At 71.0% G+C, this 15,548-nt stretch carries 15 protein-coding genes; 9 read left to right on the plus strand and 6 right to left on the minus strand.

Translation table 11 applies throughout. From position 1 onward, the window contains the following. Nucleotides 1–35: 35 nt before the first annotated feature. Together J7I98_RS02095 and J7I98_RS02100 are read right to left on the minus strand one after the other, a co-directional pair. Entirely contained in the window at nucleotides 36–314 is a 279-nt protein-coding gene (locus J7I98_RS02095) for a hypothetical protein (RefSeq protein ID WP_214915164.1), read from the minus strand. Nucleotides 315–353: 39 nt separating this feature from the next. Beyond that, a complete protein-coding gene (locus J7I98_RS02100; RefSeq protein WP_214915167.1) occupies nucleotides 354–1,133 on the minus strand; it encodes a PspA/IM30 family protein in 780 nt (259 codons plus the stop codon). 262 nt (nucleotides 1,134–1,395) lie between these two features. Between J7I98_RS02100 and J7I98_RS02105 the strand changes: the two genes are divergently transcribed. From J7I98_RS02105 to J7I98_RS02115, 3 genes are all read left to right on the plus strand, one after another. Further along, complete coding sequence (locus J7I98_RS02105; RefSeq protein ID WP_214915170.1) at nucleotides 1,396–1,995, plus strand: DUF3043 domain-containing protein; 600 nt, start codon at nucleotides 1,396–1,398, stop codon at nucleotides 1,993–1,995. A gap of 71 nt (nucleotides 1,996–2,066) precedes the next feature. Further along, nucleotides 2,067–2,819 carry a class I SAM-dependent methyltransferase gene (locus tag J7I98_RS02110; RefSeq protein ID WP_374225055.1) on the plus strand — a complete coding sequence of 251 codons (753 nt, stop codon included), beginning with the start codon at nucleotides 2,067–2,069 and terminating at the stop codon, nucleotides 2,817–2,819. Nucleotides 2,820–2,901: 82 nt separating this feature from the next. Continuing rightward, entirely contained in the window at nucleotides 2,902–3,987 is a 1,086-nt protein-coding gene (locus J7I98_RS02115) for a S1C family serine protease (RefSeq protein ID WP_214915178.1), read from the plus strand. Between the two features lie 314 nt (nucleotides 3,988–4,301). On the opposite strand, the gene J7I98_RS02120 is transcribed toward J7I98_RS02115, so the two are convergent. Next, nucleotides 4,302–4,511: a hypothetical protein gene (locus tag J7I98_RS02120; RefSeq protein WP_214915181.1), complete on the minus strand. Its 210-nt coding sequence runs from the start codon at nucleotides 4,509–4,511 to the stop codon at nucleotides 4,302–4,304. 100 nt (nucleotides 4,512–4,611) lie between these two features. Here J7I98_RS02120 and J7I98_RS02125 point away from each other — a divergent pair, with 100 nt between their 5' ends. From J7I98_RS02125 to J7I98_RS02140, 4 genes are all read left to right on the plus strand, one after another. Next, a complete protein-coding gene (locus J7I98_RS02125; protein ID WP_214915184.1) occupies nucleotides 4,612–5,811 on the plus strand; it encodes a bifunctional adenosylcobinamide kinase/adenosylcobinamide-phosphate guanylyltransferase in 1,200 nt (399 codons plus the stop codon). 399 nt (nucleotides 5,812–6,210) lie between these two features. Further along, complete coding sequence (cobT, locus tag J7I98_RS02130) at nucleotides 6,211–7,275, plus strand: nicotinate-nucleotide--dimethylbenzimidazole phosphoribosyltransferase (protein WP_214915194.1); 1,065 nt, start codon at nucleotides 6,211–6,213, stop codon at nucleotides 7,273–7,275. 76 nt (nucleotides 7,276–7,351) lie between these two features. Then, nucleotides 7,352–9,118, plus strand: a complete 1,767-nt coding sequence (locus tag J7I98_RS02135; protein WP_214915197.1) for a phosphatidylglycerol lysyltransferase domain-containing protein — start codon at nucleotides 7,352–7,354, stop codon at nucleotides 9,116–9,118. Continuing rightward, on the plus strand, nucleotides 9,115–9,828 hold the full coding sequence (locus J7I98_RS02140; protein ID WP_214915199.1) for a hypothetical protein: 714 nt from the start codon (nucleotides 9,115–9,117) through the stop codon (nucleotides 9,826–9,828). Before J7I98_RS02135 ends, J7I98_RS02140 begins: the two co-directional genes overlap by 4 nt. Here J7I98_RS02140 and J7I98_RS02145 read toward each other — a convergent pair. Continuing rightward, the gene (locus J7I98_RS02145) at nucleotides 9,750–10,532 is read right to left on the minus strand and encodes a hypothetical protein (RefSeq protein WP_214915202.1); all 783 of its coding nucleotides are present in this window, start codon (nucleotides 10,530–10,532) and stop codon (nucleotides 9,750–9,752) included. The genes J7I98_RS02140 and J7I98_RS02145 overlap by 79 nt on opposite strands. A 68-nt stretch (nucleotides 10,533–10,600) precedes the next feature. Between J7I98_RS02145 and J7I98_RS02150 the strand changes: the two genes are divergently transcribed. Both J7I98_RS02150 and J7I98_RS02155 read left to right on the plus strand, forming a co-directional pair. Continuing rightward, nucleotides 10,601–11,389, plus strand: a complete 789-nt coding sequence (locus J7I98_RS02150) for an adenosylcobinamide-GDP ribazoletransferase (protein WP_214915205.1) — start codon at nucleotides 10,601–10,603, stop codon at nucleotides 11,387–11,389. Between the two features lie 85 nt (nucleotides 11,390–11,474). Next, nucleotides 11,475–14,105 (plus strand): hypothetical protein, encoded by a 2,631-nt coding sequence (locus J7I98_RS02155; RefSeq protein WP_214915211.1) that lies wholly within the window; start codon nucleotides 11,475–11,477, stop codon nucleotides 14,103–14,105. 15 nt (nucleotides 14,106–14,120) lie between these two features. Here the strand turns inward: J7I98_RS02155 and J7I98_RS02160 are convergent, their stop codons facing one another. Beyond that, nucleotides 14,121–14,918 (minus strand): endo alpha-1,4 polygalactosaminidase, encoded by a 798-nt coding sequence (locus J7I98_RS02160; RefSeq protein ID WP_214915213.1) that lies wholly within the window; start codon nucleotides 14,916–14,918, stop codon nucleotides 14,121–14,123. After that, nucleotides 14,915–15,547, minus strand: coding sequence for a spherulation-specific family 4 protein (locus J7I98_RS02165; protein ID WP_214915215.1), 633 nt, complete (start codon nucleotides 15,545–15,547; stop codon nucleotides 14,915–14,917). Before J7I98_RS02165 ends, J7I98_RS02160 begins: the two co-directional genes overlap by 4 nt. Nucleotide 15,548: the final 1 nt, after the last annotated feature.

Consider the following 15,548-nt stretch of genomic DNA (forward strand, 5'->3'; position numbering starts at 1 on the left):
GGCGAAGCCCGCGCGGGGCCGCGTCAGGGAAGGCTTCAGCCTGGGATCAGGCCGTCGTCGCTGAGCAGTTCGCGGACTTCTTCGAGTGTGGCGTCCGGGGACGGCAGGATCAGTTCGGAGGGCTCCAGGGCGTCGTCCGGCAGCGGTTCCCCGAGGCGGCGTACCGCGTCGAGGAGCGCACCGAGCGTCAGTCTGAAGCCGGGCCCGTCGCCGCTCTCCATTTCGCGGAGCAGCTCGTCGTCCAGCTTGTTCAGTTCGGCGAAGTGGCTGTCGGCCAGCTTCACCTGCCCCTCCCCCATGATCCGTACGATCACGACGCTCTCCTTCGTGGAGTGAGTGAGGGCCCGGCTGAGTTACTGCTTGTCGAACTTGTTCTGGGTCTGCGACTGCTGCGCCGCGTCCTGCTGGCCGCCTTCGAGAGCCTGCTGCTGCGACGAGGGTCCGCCCGCCAGCTCGGCCTTCATGCGCTGCAGCTCCAGCTCTACATCTGTACCACCGGAGATGCGGTCCAGCTCGGCGGCGATGTCGTCCTTCGCCATCCCGGACGGGTCGTCCAGGGCGCCGGAGGCCAGCAGCTCGTCGATCGCGCCGGCCCGGGCCTGCAGCTGCGCGGTCTTGTCCTCGGCACGCTGGATCGCCAGGCCGACGTCGCCCATCTCCTCGGAGATGCCGGAGAAGGCCTCTCCGATGCGGGTCTGCGCCTGCGCTGCGGTGTACGTGGCCTTGATGGTCTCCTTCTTCGTACGGAAGGCGTCGACCTTGGCCTGGAGGCGCTGCGCGGCAAGCGTCAGCTTCTCCTCCTCGCCCTGGAGCGTCTGGTGCTGCGTCTCCAGGTCGGTGACCTGCTGCTGCAGCGCGGCACGACGGGACAGCGCCTCGCGAGCGAGGTCCTCCCGGCCGAGCGCGAGCGCCTTGCGTCCCTGGTCCTCCAGCTTGGAGGACTGGCCCTGCAGCTGGTTCAGCTGCAGTTCGAGCCGCTTGCGCGACGTCGCCACGTCGGCGACACCGCGGCGTACCTTCTGAAGCAGCTCAAGCTGTTTCTGGTACGAGTAATCGAGGGTCTCGCGCGGATCCTCGGCCCTGTCAAGGGCCTTGTTTGCCTTCGCGCGGAAGATCATTCCCATACGCTTCATGACACCGCTCATGGGCTTCGCGCGCCCCCTTCTGACGGACTACGGACTCCAGCTCCAGCACTTGAACCCACACTACGGGCCCTGCCTCTATTACCGCACTGTTCGGAGACGGATGCGCTCCTCCTCCAGAACGACTGTGGAGCGGCGGGCTCCGGCCTAGGGAGTAGGTGACGGCCGGGGACACGGCCTCGACACCGACTGTTGCGGGATCGTTCCCCTCCGGACTGGGGTCCATGCCGCGTACCCCGTACCCTTGGGCTTTGTGTTCCGTAGCCGTTCCTCCAAGGAAGAGAAGGCCCCCACCGACAAGGTGCAGGTGGACCTCTCCAAGCAGACCCGTGACCCCCAGGCCCCGAAGGGCCGCCCCACACCGAAGCGCGCTGTCGCACAGTCGCAGCGCCGCAACGGGGCGGCGGCGCCTTCGAACCGCAAGGAGGCGATGAAGCGTCAGCGCGAGGCCCGCCGTGCCGACCTGGCCAGGCAGCGGGAGGCGCTGGCGAGCGGCGACGAGCGCTATCTGCCGGTCCGGGACAAGGGTCCCGTCCGTCGGTTCGTGCGCGACTTCGTCGACTCCCGCTTCTGCGTGGCCGAGTTCTTCCTGCCGCTCGCGGTGGTGATCCTCGTCCTCAGCATGATCCGTATGAGCAACATCCAGAACATCGCGCTGCTGCTGTGGCTCGGTGTCATCGTGATGATCGTCATCGACTCGATCGGCCTGGTCATCCGGCTCAAGAAGCAGCTGAACGAGCGCTTCCCGAACGAGCCGAAGCGCGGCGCCGTGGCCTACGGCCTGATGCGTACGCTCCAGATGCGCCGCCTTCGACTGCCGAAGCCCCAGGTCAAGCGCGGGGAACGGCCCTGAGCACGGAAGCCCCCCAGGTCTCCGGATTCGACGGCGCTTCGGAGAACGGCGCTTCGGAGAAGTGGCTGAAGGTGGTCGGCAGTCTGCGTGACACCGTCCGCCAGGAGCTCGTCGCCCGCCAGCTCGACGAGCAGATATCGGCCCGTTTCCCGGTGGGCCGGCGGCTCGCGATACTCGACGTCGGGACAGGCCAGGGCACACAGTCCCTGCGCCTGGCCCGGGCCGGTCACAAGGTGACCGGCCTGGAGTCCGACCCGACCATGCTGTCGGCGGCGCGCGAGGCGCTCGCCCGTGAGCCCGAGGGCATCCGCGAGCGGGTTCGCCTGATCGAGGGCGACGGCCTGGCCACGGGGGTGCACTTCCTGCCCGGCAGTTTCGATGTGGTGCTGTGCCACGGCGTGCTGATGTACGTCCAGGAGCCCGACGCGATGGTGGCGGGCCTGGCCCGGATGCTGGCGCCCGGCGGCCTGCTCTCCCTGCTCGTCCGGAACGCCGACGCGCTCGCGATGCGGCCGGGGCTCGCCGGGGACTGGTCCGCGGCGCTCGCCTCCTTCGACTCGGACACGTACACCAACCGGCTCGGCCTGCCGGTGCGCGCCGACCGCCTCGCCGCGCTGACGGCGACACTCGAAGGCATCGCCGCCCCGCTGCACGCCTGGTACGGCGTGCGGGTCTTCACGGACACCATCGAGGTTGACGCCAACGAGGCGCAGCTTCCGGCGGCGGAGCTGGAGCGGGTCCTGGCCCTGGAGGACCGCGCGGGCCGGACGGACCCTTACCGGCAGGTGGCGGCGCTGCTGCATCTGTGCGGCGTACGCGGCTGAACCGCCGTCCGGTCCCGACCCCCGCCCCCTGATCGGACCTTCCCCGCAGGCCGGGAGTTCCCCCAAAAGGGACACTCCAGGCATGGATGGATCCCGTAACCACAGCCGCCGTGACCGTCGGCTCCCGCTGCTCCTGCTGCCCCTGACCGCCGGCGCCTGCGCGATCGCCCTGCTGAGCGGGTGCTCCGGCTCCGGTGCCGGTACGTCGTCCGCGGCGGCCGTCGACGCGGGTGCGCCGAAGGTGGACACCGAGCTGGAGGACGACTACCAGAGGGTGATCAAGGGGGTACTGCCGTCGGTCGTGCAGATCGACGCGGGTGAGAGCCTGGGTTCGGGCGTCGTCTACAACGACCGGGGCCATGTCGTCACCAACGCGCATGTGGTGGGCGGGGAGAAGAGCTTCAAGATCACGACGGCTACCGGCGGAGCGCCGCTCAGCGCGGAGCTGGTCGCCACCTACCCCGAGCAGGACCTCGCCGTCATCAAGCTCGACAACGTCCCCGACGGCCTGAAGGCGGCGAAGTTCGCGGACTCGTCGAAGGTCGAGGTCGGCCAGATCGTGCTGGCGATGGGCAGTCCGCTGGGGCTCTCCAGCAGTGTCACGCAGGGCATCGTCTCGGCAGTCGGCAGGACCGTGAGCGCGAGCCCCCGGGACGGCGGCCCCGGCGCGACCATCGGCAACATGGTGCAGACCTCGGCGGCGATCAACCCCGGCAACAGCGGCGGCGCGCTGGTCAACCTCGACAGCGAAGTCATCGGCATCCCGACGCTGGCTGCGACCGACCCGCAGATGGGCGGCGGCGCGGCCCCCGGCATCGGTTTCGCGATCCCGTCCTCGATGGTGAAGCACGTCGCCGGCCAGATCATCAAGGACGGCAGGGTCACCGACTCGGGCCGGGCGGCGCTGGGCATCACGGGCCGTACGGTCGTGAACGACGAGTTCGAACCGGCCGGTGTGGCCATCGTCTCGACCCAGGAGAACGGCGCTGCGGAGAAGGCGGGCCTGAGGGCCGGCGACGTCATCACCCAGCTCGACGACACGGAGATCACCACGATCACCTCGCTGCTGGAGGCACTCGCGTCGGACCAGCCGGGGGACAAGGTGCGGGTGACGTACGTGCGGGGTGGCGAGACGCGGACGGCCGAGGTCACGCTGGGCGAGATCTAGGGCACGTTCGCGGCCGTGCCGGCGGGGCTTGCCCTCGCTGCGGCCACGGCTGCGCCCGCGACCCCTGGGATGGGGACGCGGGCGCAGGTTGTACCGGCTTCTGCGGCCCCTTTCGAGGGACGCGGGCCAGGCGTACCAGCTCCGCGGCCCTTCCCAGGGACGCGGGCGCGGGCTTACCGGCTTCCACGGCCCTTCCCAGGGACGCAGGCCCCGGCGTACCAGCTCCGCGGCCCTTCCCAAGGACGCAGGCCCCGGCGTACCAGCTCCACGGCCCTTCCCAAGGACGCAGGCGCAGCCGCTTCAAGGCACCGGCTTCAGGCCTGTTCGGCGTGCAGGCTCATCGGGCCGTAGATCTTCGTGCCGTCGTCGAACAGCACCACCTGGTCCGCACCCCCGTCGACCAAGTCCTTCCAGACCTCGCCGATCCAGGACTCCGCGTCTCCCTGCGTGGTGAACTCCTCCGGCACCACCGCCGGCTGGACCTCCGTACCGTCGGCCTTCTCGAACCGCCACGTCCACGCCATGTTCGCCTCCCGGGTCCCACCCGTGCTTTTGTCCAGCACAGCCTGCCCCGCAGACTAGCCGGGCGCGCAACACCGGCGGGGACGCGGGAGGATCGTCATCGTGGAACTCACTCTCCTCGGCACCGGGGCCCCGGCAGGCCTGCCCCGCCCCGACTGCCCCTGCGCCTCGTGCGCCACCGCCCGCGGCGACCTGGCCCGTGCGGCAACCGCGCTGCTCGTCGACGGTGCGCTGCTGCTCGACCTCACGCCGGGGGCCGCGCTCGCCGCCGCCCGCGCCGGGCATTCGCTCGCGGCCGTACGGCAGGTGCTGCTGACGCATCCGCACGACGGGCCGCCCGTCGAGCTGCCCGTCGGGCTGCCGACCGCCGGGCGGGTGCCGGACGGGCGGGAGTTGACGCTGATCAGCGGGCACCGGGTGCGGGCCGTACCGATGGACTCTCCGGGTACGGGGTACGAGGTGACCTCGCCGGAGGGCAAGGTGCTGCTGTATCTGCCGCCGGGCGGCGCACTCGCCGGGCACGTCGCGGTCGGCCGTACGTACGACATGGTGGTCGCCGATGTCGTGGGGCGGCCGGACGGGCTCGCGCGGCTGCGTGCGGGCGGTGCGGTCGGTGCCACGACGGATGTCATCGCCGTACACATCGACCACGACGTGCCGCCCGGGCCCGAGCTGGACAGGCGGCTCTCGGCGGCGGGGGCGCGGGCCGTGCCGGACGGGACGACGCTGATCGTCGGGGAGTACCACGCGGTGCCGGACGTGCCGCGCCGCACGCTCGTGCTCGGCGGCGCGCGGTCCGGGAAGTCGGTGGAGGCGGAGCGGCGGCTGGAGACGTTTCCCGATGTTCTGTACGTCGCCACGAGCGGCAACCGCGCCGACGACGGCGAGTGGGCGTCGCGGGTCCGGCTGCACCGGGAGCGCAGGCCGGGGTCGTGGCGTACCGAAGAGACGTGCGAACTGGCGCCCCTGCTGGCCGAGGAGGGGCCGCCGCTGCTGATCGACTGCCTCGCGCTCTGGCTGACCGACGCGATGGACCGGGTCGGGGCGTGGGACGACGCGAAGTGGGCGTCGGACGGTCAGCGTGCGCTGGGCGAGCGGACGGCGGAGCTGGTCGCGGCGGTACGGGCGACCGCGCGCACGGTTGTCGCGGTCAGCAACGAAGTGGGCTCGGGAGTTGTGCCGGCCACGGCGAGCGGGCGGCGGTTCCGCGACGAACTGGGGCGGCTGAACGCGGCGTTCGCGGCGGAGTGCGAGCAGGTGGTGCTGGTGGTGGCGGGCCAGGCGCTTACGCTGCGCGGCTGAGGTGGGGTGGGGGTTCGCTGCCGGTGCGCGGTGCGGTGCGGTGCGGTGCGGTCGGTTCACGGTGCACGTGCGCGGTGCCGTGCGGTGCGGTGCGGTGCGGTGCGGTCGGTTCACGGTGCACGTGCGCGGTGCGGTGCGGGTTGCCTGCGGCGCAGTTCCCCTACCCTTCCCCAAGCTCTCAACTTCGTTCGAGCAGGGGAGACCCCACTCTTCCCGGCTGTGACATTTGCGGCTGCCGCCGCGTGGGGGCACGCCCCGGACCCCGGACGCCCTTCTGGGGGTCCCCCACGCCCACAGGGCGTAGGGGGAGTGTCATCAAACGCCGGACGGGCTGCAGATGCCCGAAGGACCGGGGTCCGGGGCCGAATGCTCCCCCGGACTCCCGGTACTGTTCGGCGAATGAGCTCGCTTAACCTCGACGACTTCTCCGACCTGATCGAGCGCCCCCACGGCGACGTGCGGCGCGACGCCGAAGAGCGCCGGGAGCGGCTGGTCGTGCCGGCCGGTGCGCTCGGCCGGCTCGACGAGCTGGGCGAGTGGCTCTCGGCCGCGCAGGCCTCCGTGCGGGTCAAGCCCATTGAGCGGCCCCGCGTCGTGCTCTTCGCCGGTGACCACGGCGTGGCGGAGCTCGGTGTGTCCGCCCGCCCCGCCGCCACCGCGCACGAGCTCGTGCGGGCCGTGCTGGACGGCGCGAGCCCCGTCGCCGTACTGGCCCGCCGCCTCGGCGCGTCCGTACGGATCGTCGACGCCGGACTCGACTGCGATCCGGAGCTGCTTCCCGAGGACGTCGTACACCACCGCGTGCGCCGCGGTTCCGGGCGTATCGACATCGAGGACGCCCTCACCGCCGAAGAGGCCGAGCAGGCCGTCCGGCTCGGTATGGCCATCGCCGACGAAGAGGCCGACTCCGGTACCGATCTGGTCGTACTGGGCGACCTGAGCGTCGGCGGTACGACCGCCGCCGCCACCCTCATCGCAGCACTGTGCGGTACGGACGCCTCCGTCGTGACCGGCCGCGGCGGCGTCGCCATCGACGACCTCGCATGGATGCGCAAGTGCGCGGCCATCCGGGACTCGCTGCGCCGGGCGCGGCCGGTCCTCGGCGACCAGCTGGAGCTGCTGGCTGCCGTCGGCGGCGCCGACATCGCCGCGATGACCGGGTTCCTGCTCCAGTGCGCGGTACGGCGTACTCCGGTGATCCTCGACGGGGTCGTTTCGGCCGCCTGCGCCCTGGTCGGCCAGCGGGCCGCGTTCCGGGCGCCGGACTGGTGGCTCGCGGGCCAGGTGAGCGGCGAGCCGGGCCAGGCCAAGGCACTGGACCGGATGGCACTCAACCCTCTCCTCGATCAGGGCGTCACTGTGGGGGAAGGAACTGGGGCATTGCTCGCACTCCCCCTCGTGCAGGCCGCCGCCGCCCTGGCGGCAGAGCTGCCCGAGCGGGAGCCCGAGCCGGAGAAGGTCTGACCTTGGCTACGGCCGGCTTCCGCCGGCCGCATTCGCACGCTCTCCGCAAATGCGATGCCCCATATCATCGCATTTCATGGGAGAAGTCCGATTGGCCACCGAAGGAACGAACCGGCACACCCCCCGGTCGCGACGCAGCGCCGCATTCGCCGTCTGGTACCTACGCGTCGTCACGTTCATCAACTTCCTGAGTGCCGTCTGGGTTTCCCTCGGCCAGGACGTGCGACGCCACAACACCGAGAACTACTTCACCCCGTACCTGCTGACAGCGGGCTTCGCCTCCGGCGTCTTCACGCTCTTCCTGGCCATCACCATGCGCCGCCGCAAGCGCGCCGCATGGATCCTCAACTTCGTACTCAGCGGGCTCTTTCTGCTGCTCTTCACCCTCGTGATGCTCCTCCCCGAGGTGCGGCAGTACTGGCAGAACTGGGTCTCCCTCGCCCTGACCGCCGCCTTCGTCGTCTCCCTGCTGCTCGGCCGCCGCGAGTTCTACGCGAAGGGTGACCGCTCCAACCCCCGGCTGGCCGCCGTCGTCGCCGTCGGCGGGCTGCTGGTCACCTCACTGATCGCCGCCCTCCTCGTCACCGTCACCAACACCGCGCACGACGACTACCGGTCGACCTTCCTCGACCGCTGGCGTTACGGCGTGATGCGTCTGGTGTCGCTGGCCGCCGACGACTCCCGCTTCCCCGGCATCGATACGCCGGGATGGGTCAACGTCACCATCAATGTGCTGAGCACGCTGCTGCTCCTCGCCGTCCTGTACGCCGCCTTCCGCTCGCGCAGGACCGTCGACCCGATCACCGAGGAGGACGAGGCGAAGCTGCGCGCCCTCCTCGACAAGTTCGGCGAGCGCGACTCCCTCGGCTACTTCGCGCTGCGCCGCGAGAAGAGCGCCGTCTGGTCCCCCACCGGCAAGGCCGCCGTCACCTACCGGGTCGTCGGCGGCGTATCGCTCGCGTCCGGCGATCCGATCGGCGACCCCGAGGCCTGGCCGGGCGCGATCGAGCCGTGGCTGACCGAGGCGCGCGAGCACGGCTGGATCCCGGCCGTGATGGGCGCGAGCGAGGAGGGCGGCACTATTTACGCGCGGCACGGCCTGGACGCGCTGGAGCTGGGTGACGAGGCGATCGTCGACACGGAGGAGTTCACGCTGGACGGGCGCGCGATGCGCACGGTCCGCCAGGCGTACAACCGGGTCAAGCGGGCCGGTTACGAGGTCCGCATCCGCCGCCACGAGGAGATCCCCGACGACGAGATGGCGGAGCTGCTGCGCAAGGCCGACGACTGGCGTGACGGGGCGACCGAGCGCGGCTTCTCGATGGCGCTCGGGCGGCTCGGCGACCCGGCGGACGGGCGCTGCGTCATGCTCGAATGCACGGACGGCCAGGGGGAACTGCGGGCCGTGCTGAGCTTCGCCCCGTGGGGGCCGAACGGGCTGTCCCTCGACCTGATGCGGCGTGACCGCGACTCCGAGAACGGCCTGATGGAGTTCATGGTCATCGAGCTCCTCCAGCGCGCCAAGGAGATCAAGATCACCCAGGTCTCGCTGAACTTCGCGATGTTCAGGTCGGTCTTCGAACGTGGCTCGAAGCTCGGTGCGGGGCCGGTGCTGAGGTTGTGGCGTTCGCTGCTCAGCTTCTTCTCGCGCTGGTGGCAGATCGAGTCGTTGTACCGCGCCAACGCCAAGTACCGGCCGATCTGGGAGCCACGGTTCATGCTGTTCGAGAAGAGCGCCGACCTGCTGCGCATCGGCGTCGCGGCGGCGCGCGCCGAGGGCTTCCTGGAGGCGCCGGGCCTGCCCAAGTGGATGCACCGCAAGCATCTGGAGACGAAGCGGTGAGCGCACCCGTGCTGCGCGGGTTCGCCCGCCGCGAGTGGGGGCCGCTGCTGACGACCGTACGGACCGCGCTCGTCGGCAGGAAGTGGCGGGCCCTGCCGCTGACGCTCGGGGCGGTCTGCCTTACGGCGCTCTTCCAGGTCGTACAGAACCAGTCCTGGGGTTACGGCCCGGTCCAGGACATCGGATCCGTGCGCGCCGAGGATCCGCTGTGGCTCGCCCTCCTGCGCACCCCGCTGTCGCTGTTCGTACCCGCGCTGGATCTGCCGGTGTGGGGTGCGCTGGCACAGGTCCTGCTGGTCTTCGGCATCGCCGAGATCTGCCTCGGGCGGCTGCGCACGCTGGTGATCGCGTACGCGGCGACACTGGCCGGGACGCTGTACGCGCGCGTCGGCATCGCACTGGGCCCCGGCAACCCGCTCGGGCTGCCCGCCTCCGACGCCCAAGTCGTCGACACCGGGCCTTCGGCGGCGGTCGTCGGCCTCGCCGTGTACGTGTGCTGGCGGTACCGGGCGTACTGGACGGCGGCCGTGGTGGTCGTGGCGATGGTCGTCGAGGTGTTCGTCAAGAGCAACCTCGCGGGCAAGGAGCACCTGGCGGCGATCGCCGCGGTCCTGGTCGTGTGCGCGGTCGTTCACTTCCGGTCGCGCGGGGGCGCGGGAAGGGACTCCGGCGCGGGCTCGCGGTCGGGGGCCCCGCCGATCAGGTCCTGAAACTTGCGGCTGAGGGGAGCCCAGCGGCGGTCGTGGTGCCAGGCCCGCAGCGTCGCCCTGGCGCGGGCCTTCGGCCGCCGGCCGTAGAGGTGCCTGGCCCAGGGCGAGCCCGGCTTGGCCAGCCGGATCGCGCCGACGAGGCCCACAAGGGGCACGACAGCACCGAACAGGGCAGTGCGGAGCTTGCCCTTGCTGAGCGCGACGAGCGCCAGAAGGAAGTTGAAGATCACGGTCAGGACGAGCACTCCGCGGCTCTGCCGTTCCCCCGTCGACAGCTCGTTGACGCCGAACGGCACGGATCCGCTGAGCACCAGGGCCACCAGGGCCGCGGTCACGACAACGATCTCGACGCTCTTGCGGCCCTCTTCGGTCCAGTAGACGTCGTCGAGATGGAGAATCAGCGCGAACTCGTCGAGGACCAGACCCGCGCCGAGCCCGAAGATCACCGCGAAGACCGCCGCACCGACGTCGTGCCGGCCGCTCGCCACCCCTCCGAAGCCGCCGATCGTCGTCAGGATGACGCCGGGGACCACATGGTGGATGTGGAGACCGCCGGGCGAGATGTTCCTGAAGGGGCCCCGGCCCGCCCGGATCAGGCGCGTGATGGTGCGGGTGGCCAGGAAGGCGAAGACGAAGGAGAGGAGAGCCAGCAGCAGCGGGAGCTTCCCCGGCTCGACGATGTTCCGGTACCACCAGTGACCCATGCCACTCCCTTCCCATTTGTGCGTTATGCGCAACTTACCGGCCGACGGCAGCGACTACCGTGCGCGCGGTGACCTCCTCCCTCAACAGCGACGGCATCCGCTTCGCCTTCGGCACCCTCACCGTGCTCCCCGTACGCGTCACCCGGTGGGACCGCGAGGCGGCGCGCGCCGGGATGCTGTGCGCGCCGCTGGCCGGGCTCGTCGTGGGCCTGTGCGCGGCGGCCGTCGGCGGCGTACTGCTGGTGCTCGGCTCGGGGCCGCTGCTCGCCGCCGTGGCGAGTGCGGCCGTACCCGCGGCGCTCACCCGCGGCCTCCACCTCGACGGTCTCGCGGACACCGCCGACGGCCTGGGCAGCGGCAAACCGGCCGACGACGCGCTGCGCATCATGAAGCAGTCCGACATCGGGCCCTTCGGCGTCATCACGCTGCTGTTCGTCCTGTTCGCCCAGGTCGCCGCCCTCCATGAGCTGTACGCCGCCGGCTGGGCGCACGGCGCGGCCGCAGCGGCCGTCTCGGCGGTCGCGGCCCGCCTCGCCCTCACCCTCGCCTCCCGCACCGGCGTTCCCCCGGCCCGCCCCGACGGCCTGGGCGCCGCGGTCGCGGGGGCAGTTCCGGTGCGCGGGGCAGCGGCCGTCGCGGTCGCGGTGACCGCCGCTTGCGCGGGCGCGGCGGGCGCGCTTTTCGGCCCGTACGCCGCCCTGCACTGCGCCGCCGCCGTCCTGGCCGCACTCGCCGCCGCTCACCTGCTGCTGCGCCACTGCGTGCGCCGCTTCGGCGGGGTCACGGGGGACGTCTTCGGCGGTATCGCGGAGACGGCGGCGACGGCCGCGCTGGTGGCGCTGACGCTGGGGCGATGAACAACAGGGTTCATATGTAAGCCAGTTGACTCCCCGTCACTCAGCGGTGCACGCTCGTTGCCCACAGCTGTCGGGGGGACCGAAGATGCAGGAGTTTCCTGGCTGGGAGCAGAGCGGCGAGTTCGTCGAGGCCTACCGCAAGGCGGTGCGTACACGGTCGCGGCTGTCCAAGCGCGGCCCCAAGCACCCGCCCGTCGTCCTGCGCACAGGACCGGACGAGGCCCAGCAGGCCCTGGAAGCCCTGGAGCTGGGACTCCAGCGCTCGTCGCGGGCGCGGGGCATCGTGCCGTGCACGCCGTACGCCCATGTCGACTGGCGCGGCGGATCCAGGACCGAGCTGATCGCGAAGATCGTCGACGAGCTGGGAAAGAACACCCCCGACGAGGCGGGCAGGCTCCGGCTGCCCGCCTACGACCTGCTTCAGTGCGTCGCCGACAACCGCGCGGGAACCGACGTCCAGCTGCCGGACCGGGTGTTCGCCAGGCACCGGGGCCGTGCGACCGCCGTGCTCCCGGCCCGGGACAACAGCGGCCCCGTGATCAACGCGGGCGTCTTCACCGTCCCGGTCCGTTCCGTGTGGTCGGTGGCGGAGCGTGCGTATCTGAAGTGCTGGGAGTGGCGCTGGGGATGGCGGCTCGCACAGCGTCGGCGCTACCGGCGCCTGTGGCCTGCGGAGTACCGCGGCAAGCGCACGTACGCCGCCGCGCTCAGCGAATTCAGCAGCGCGTGGGAGGCCGCCGCCCTGCCGGACAGCACACGGCGGGACACCGACCGGTGGGACGGGCTGCTCCTTACGGCTCTCATGACCGACCTGTACGGCTACGCGCGTCAGGGTCTGCTGCACCCCGGCCGCCGGCGCCGCCGCTCCCGCCACGCCCTGCTGCTCAACGGCACGCGCGGCGCCGGCGCGGCAGCCGTGGCCGAGTTCGTCGCGCTGTACGGCGCGCAGCAGAGACCCAGCCCCAACGCGGCCACGGTGCTGGTCGCCGCGCTGCCGGACGCACCGGATGCGGCGCCTCCGCCCGGCCCGGCCCCCGGCACGCTCGCCGACGCGGCGGCGAAACTGGCCCCGGCGAAGGGCACGATCCCGGCGCCTTTCGCCGTACGGCTGCCGTCGCCGGCAGGGAGCCGTACGGTGGCGGTCCTTCCGGTGTGGACGCCCTGGGTGCGGCTGCGCCCCCGTACCGAGCTCGGCATCGAGGCGGTGGCGCTCGCCGTCGCCCTCTACCTCACCGGACAGCTCGCCTTCGTCCCGTGGCTGGACAGCCCCATCTCCAGCACCTACACGCAGTGCCTCAGCGGCTCCGACTACGTGAAGCAGGGGCAGGTGGGCAGGCGCACCCCGGCCGATCAGTACGCCGACGCGCTGAGGATGATCGCCGATCAGAACAAGATCGCGGAGACCGAGGGCAAGCCCGACCGGACCGTGACCATCGCGCACGTCCGCGCGTCGATGGCGCCGAACGAGGCCGAGCGGCGCTCCGGCGGAGCGATCCCCGAACTCCGCGGCCTGGCGCTGGCGCAGCAGTCTCTGCACCGTCTCGCGCCCGCCAATGACGACGGGGTCTGGGTACGGATCAAGACGTACGACGCCGGTGTGCAGTTCAAGGACGCCCGCAAGGTGGCGACGCAGATCGTCCGTGAGGCAGGGAAGAACGATCGTCTCATCGGCGTGACGGGGTTCACCGAAAGCCGGAAAGAGACGGTCGAGGCTTTGCGCCTGCTCAATTCGGCCCGGATTCCCATTGTGAGCTCCACGGCCACGGCGAAGGCCATGGAGATCGGACGCTATTACCACGGCGCCGCGCCGAACAACAGGCGGGAAGCTCGCGTCATGTCGGAGTTCGCCAAGGAGGCGAACACGGTCCGTACCGGCGAGGATTCCTGCGCACCGGCCGAAAGTGTCGCGGTGGTGACCGACCCGACGGATGTGTACAGCGACGACCTGGGCAAGGAGTTCGCCGCGAACTTCCCCTCCACGGGAAACCGAATCGGCTACATCCCCGGCGGAAGCAACGGAGTTGTCGTCCCGAACGAGCCGGACCTCGATATGAAATTCAGCATGCCCGAGGTCGCCGAGGCGGTGTGCAGCAGGGTCGCGGCGAACAAGAGGACGCTGGTCTACTGGACTTCCCGGGTAAGGGAGTTCGACAACTTCCTGGAGACTTACCAGACCGTCAGCAAGTGCGCGAACAAGGACCTCACCGTGGTGGGCGGAAATGAACTCACCAACGCCGCGCTCTCCGGCGGATTCAAGGGAAAGGCATGGCTGCGCCTCTACCACACGGCCCATACGCTGCCCTCCGGGCATCCGGACCGCAGCGCCACGGCCAAGGCATTCAACGACGCGTACACCCGCGAATTCACCACGGAAGACCTCTGGCGGAACGACGGGCACGCGTCGCTCGCGCACGACTCGGTGCAGGTACTCGCCCAGGCCACCAGCCAGGCCAATGCGGCAGGCGTGGAACTGACGCGCCCCAATGTCCAGCAGATCATCAACAGCGGCCAGTTCGACCTGGAGGGAGCCAGCGGACGTCTGCGGTTCGCCGCAGGCTCGCTGCAGAGGCCGCTCAATAAAATGCTGACCGTGCTCCACCACGACGAGCGCGGATCGGCCCCTGTCCTGATGTGCGGGGATCCCGGCAGGAATATCGACGCCGGGACGCAGTGGCAGCAGGGCGAAGAGAAGCACGACTGCCCCAAGGACGAGTGAGCAGGGACGGGAGAGTTACGAACAGGGCTTGCGCCACACCCCCAGTTCGTACTTCTTCAACATCGAGCTGAGCTTCAGCTTGCGCGCCTCGGGGCAGAAGCGGCCCACCGGCAGCTCGTACTCCACATGAAAGACCGCCTTGCCCGCCTTGATGAACGGCACGAGTTTCCCGCACTCGCTGTACTCGGCGCACTGTTCATTGACCGCGAAGTCGAAGTCCCGCACCAGCTGCGGAATCTGGTCGAGGTCGTTCTTGAGCCCGACCGCGAGGCCGCGCTCGTGGGCGAGGCGGGCGATCAGGCGGTTGTAGCGGAGCTGGTCGGCAGCGGTGAGGGGGAAGCCGGTGCGATTGCGGTAGCCGTCCATGTTGTCGGGCTCGACCGCGTCGAAGCCCTTCTCGCGGCACATGTCGATACGCCGCGCCATCAGCGGCTCCAGAACGTCGGTACGGCGGATGTCGAGCCAGCGCTCGCCCTTCCATCCATTGCCGCGTCCCAGTACGGACTTGGGGAACTTCGCGGCGTCCGGCCTGAACTCCTCCCACGCGCCGGTCGACAGGTAGCAGATGACCTTGCGGCCCCGGCGGTGCAGGTCGGCGACGGCGGAGGCGGGCTGGTCGAAGCCGTCGATGTCGTAGACCGGGACGTCGACGGTCGGGTCGAGTCTGCCGCTGAGCTGCCACTGCCAGGTGAGACCGGGCTTCGGCTGCCAGCGCGGCTGTTCCGACGGCCCGTCGTCGGGCGGAGCCGGGGGTTCGCTCGTACAGCCCGCCAGCAGCAACAGCAGCGCCAGGCACGCGAGTACGCGTCTCACCGGGCCGCCTCCAGCGCGTGCGGCAGCGTCCCCCACGGGTGCGGCCGGTCGCCGGGCACGGCGCACCGGATCCGGGCGGCGACCACCGCGTCGGCCGGCGCCGCGTACACCAGATGGCAGAAGCGGTCCGCCGCGTACGCCGCCGTCCAGGGCGGGACGTCCAGGTCCTGGTACGTCGCCCAGGTGCCCTCGAAAGTGACGAGTACGTCGGCGAACCGGAGGTAGCCGGGGTCGGGGTGCACGCCGTGGTTGAGCACCAGCGTCGCCGCGCCCGCCTCCCGTGCGGCCACCGCGAGGCGCCGGTAGTGCGTCAGCGCCTCGGGCCCCGAGCTCACCTGGTCGAGGAATGCCCCGTCGGCGGCGTACCAGTCGCGGTGCCGCAGCAGATCCTGGACCACGGCGGCGTGCGGGCGCCGCGCGTAGTCGGTGTCGACGTATCCGAGGACGCGTACGCCGGCGGTGCGCAGCCGCGCCGCGACCGCCGCGAAGGCGGGGTCGGGCGCGGCGCCGGGGCCGCTGTCGGGGTTGAGGACGACCCCGTACAGGCGGGGGGCCGCCCGGATGACGGCCTCCCAGGCTTCGGGGCGGTCGGCGGGGTGCTCGTAGAGCGGGACGAGCAGGTTTTCCACG

The sequence above is a fragment of the Streptomyces sp. ISL-98 genome (genome assembly GCF_018614055.1).
GTDB lineage: Bacteria > Actinomycetota > Actinomycetes > Streptomycetales > Streptomycetaceae > Streptomyces > Streptomyces spiramyceticus.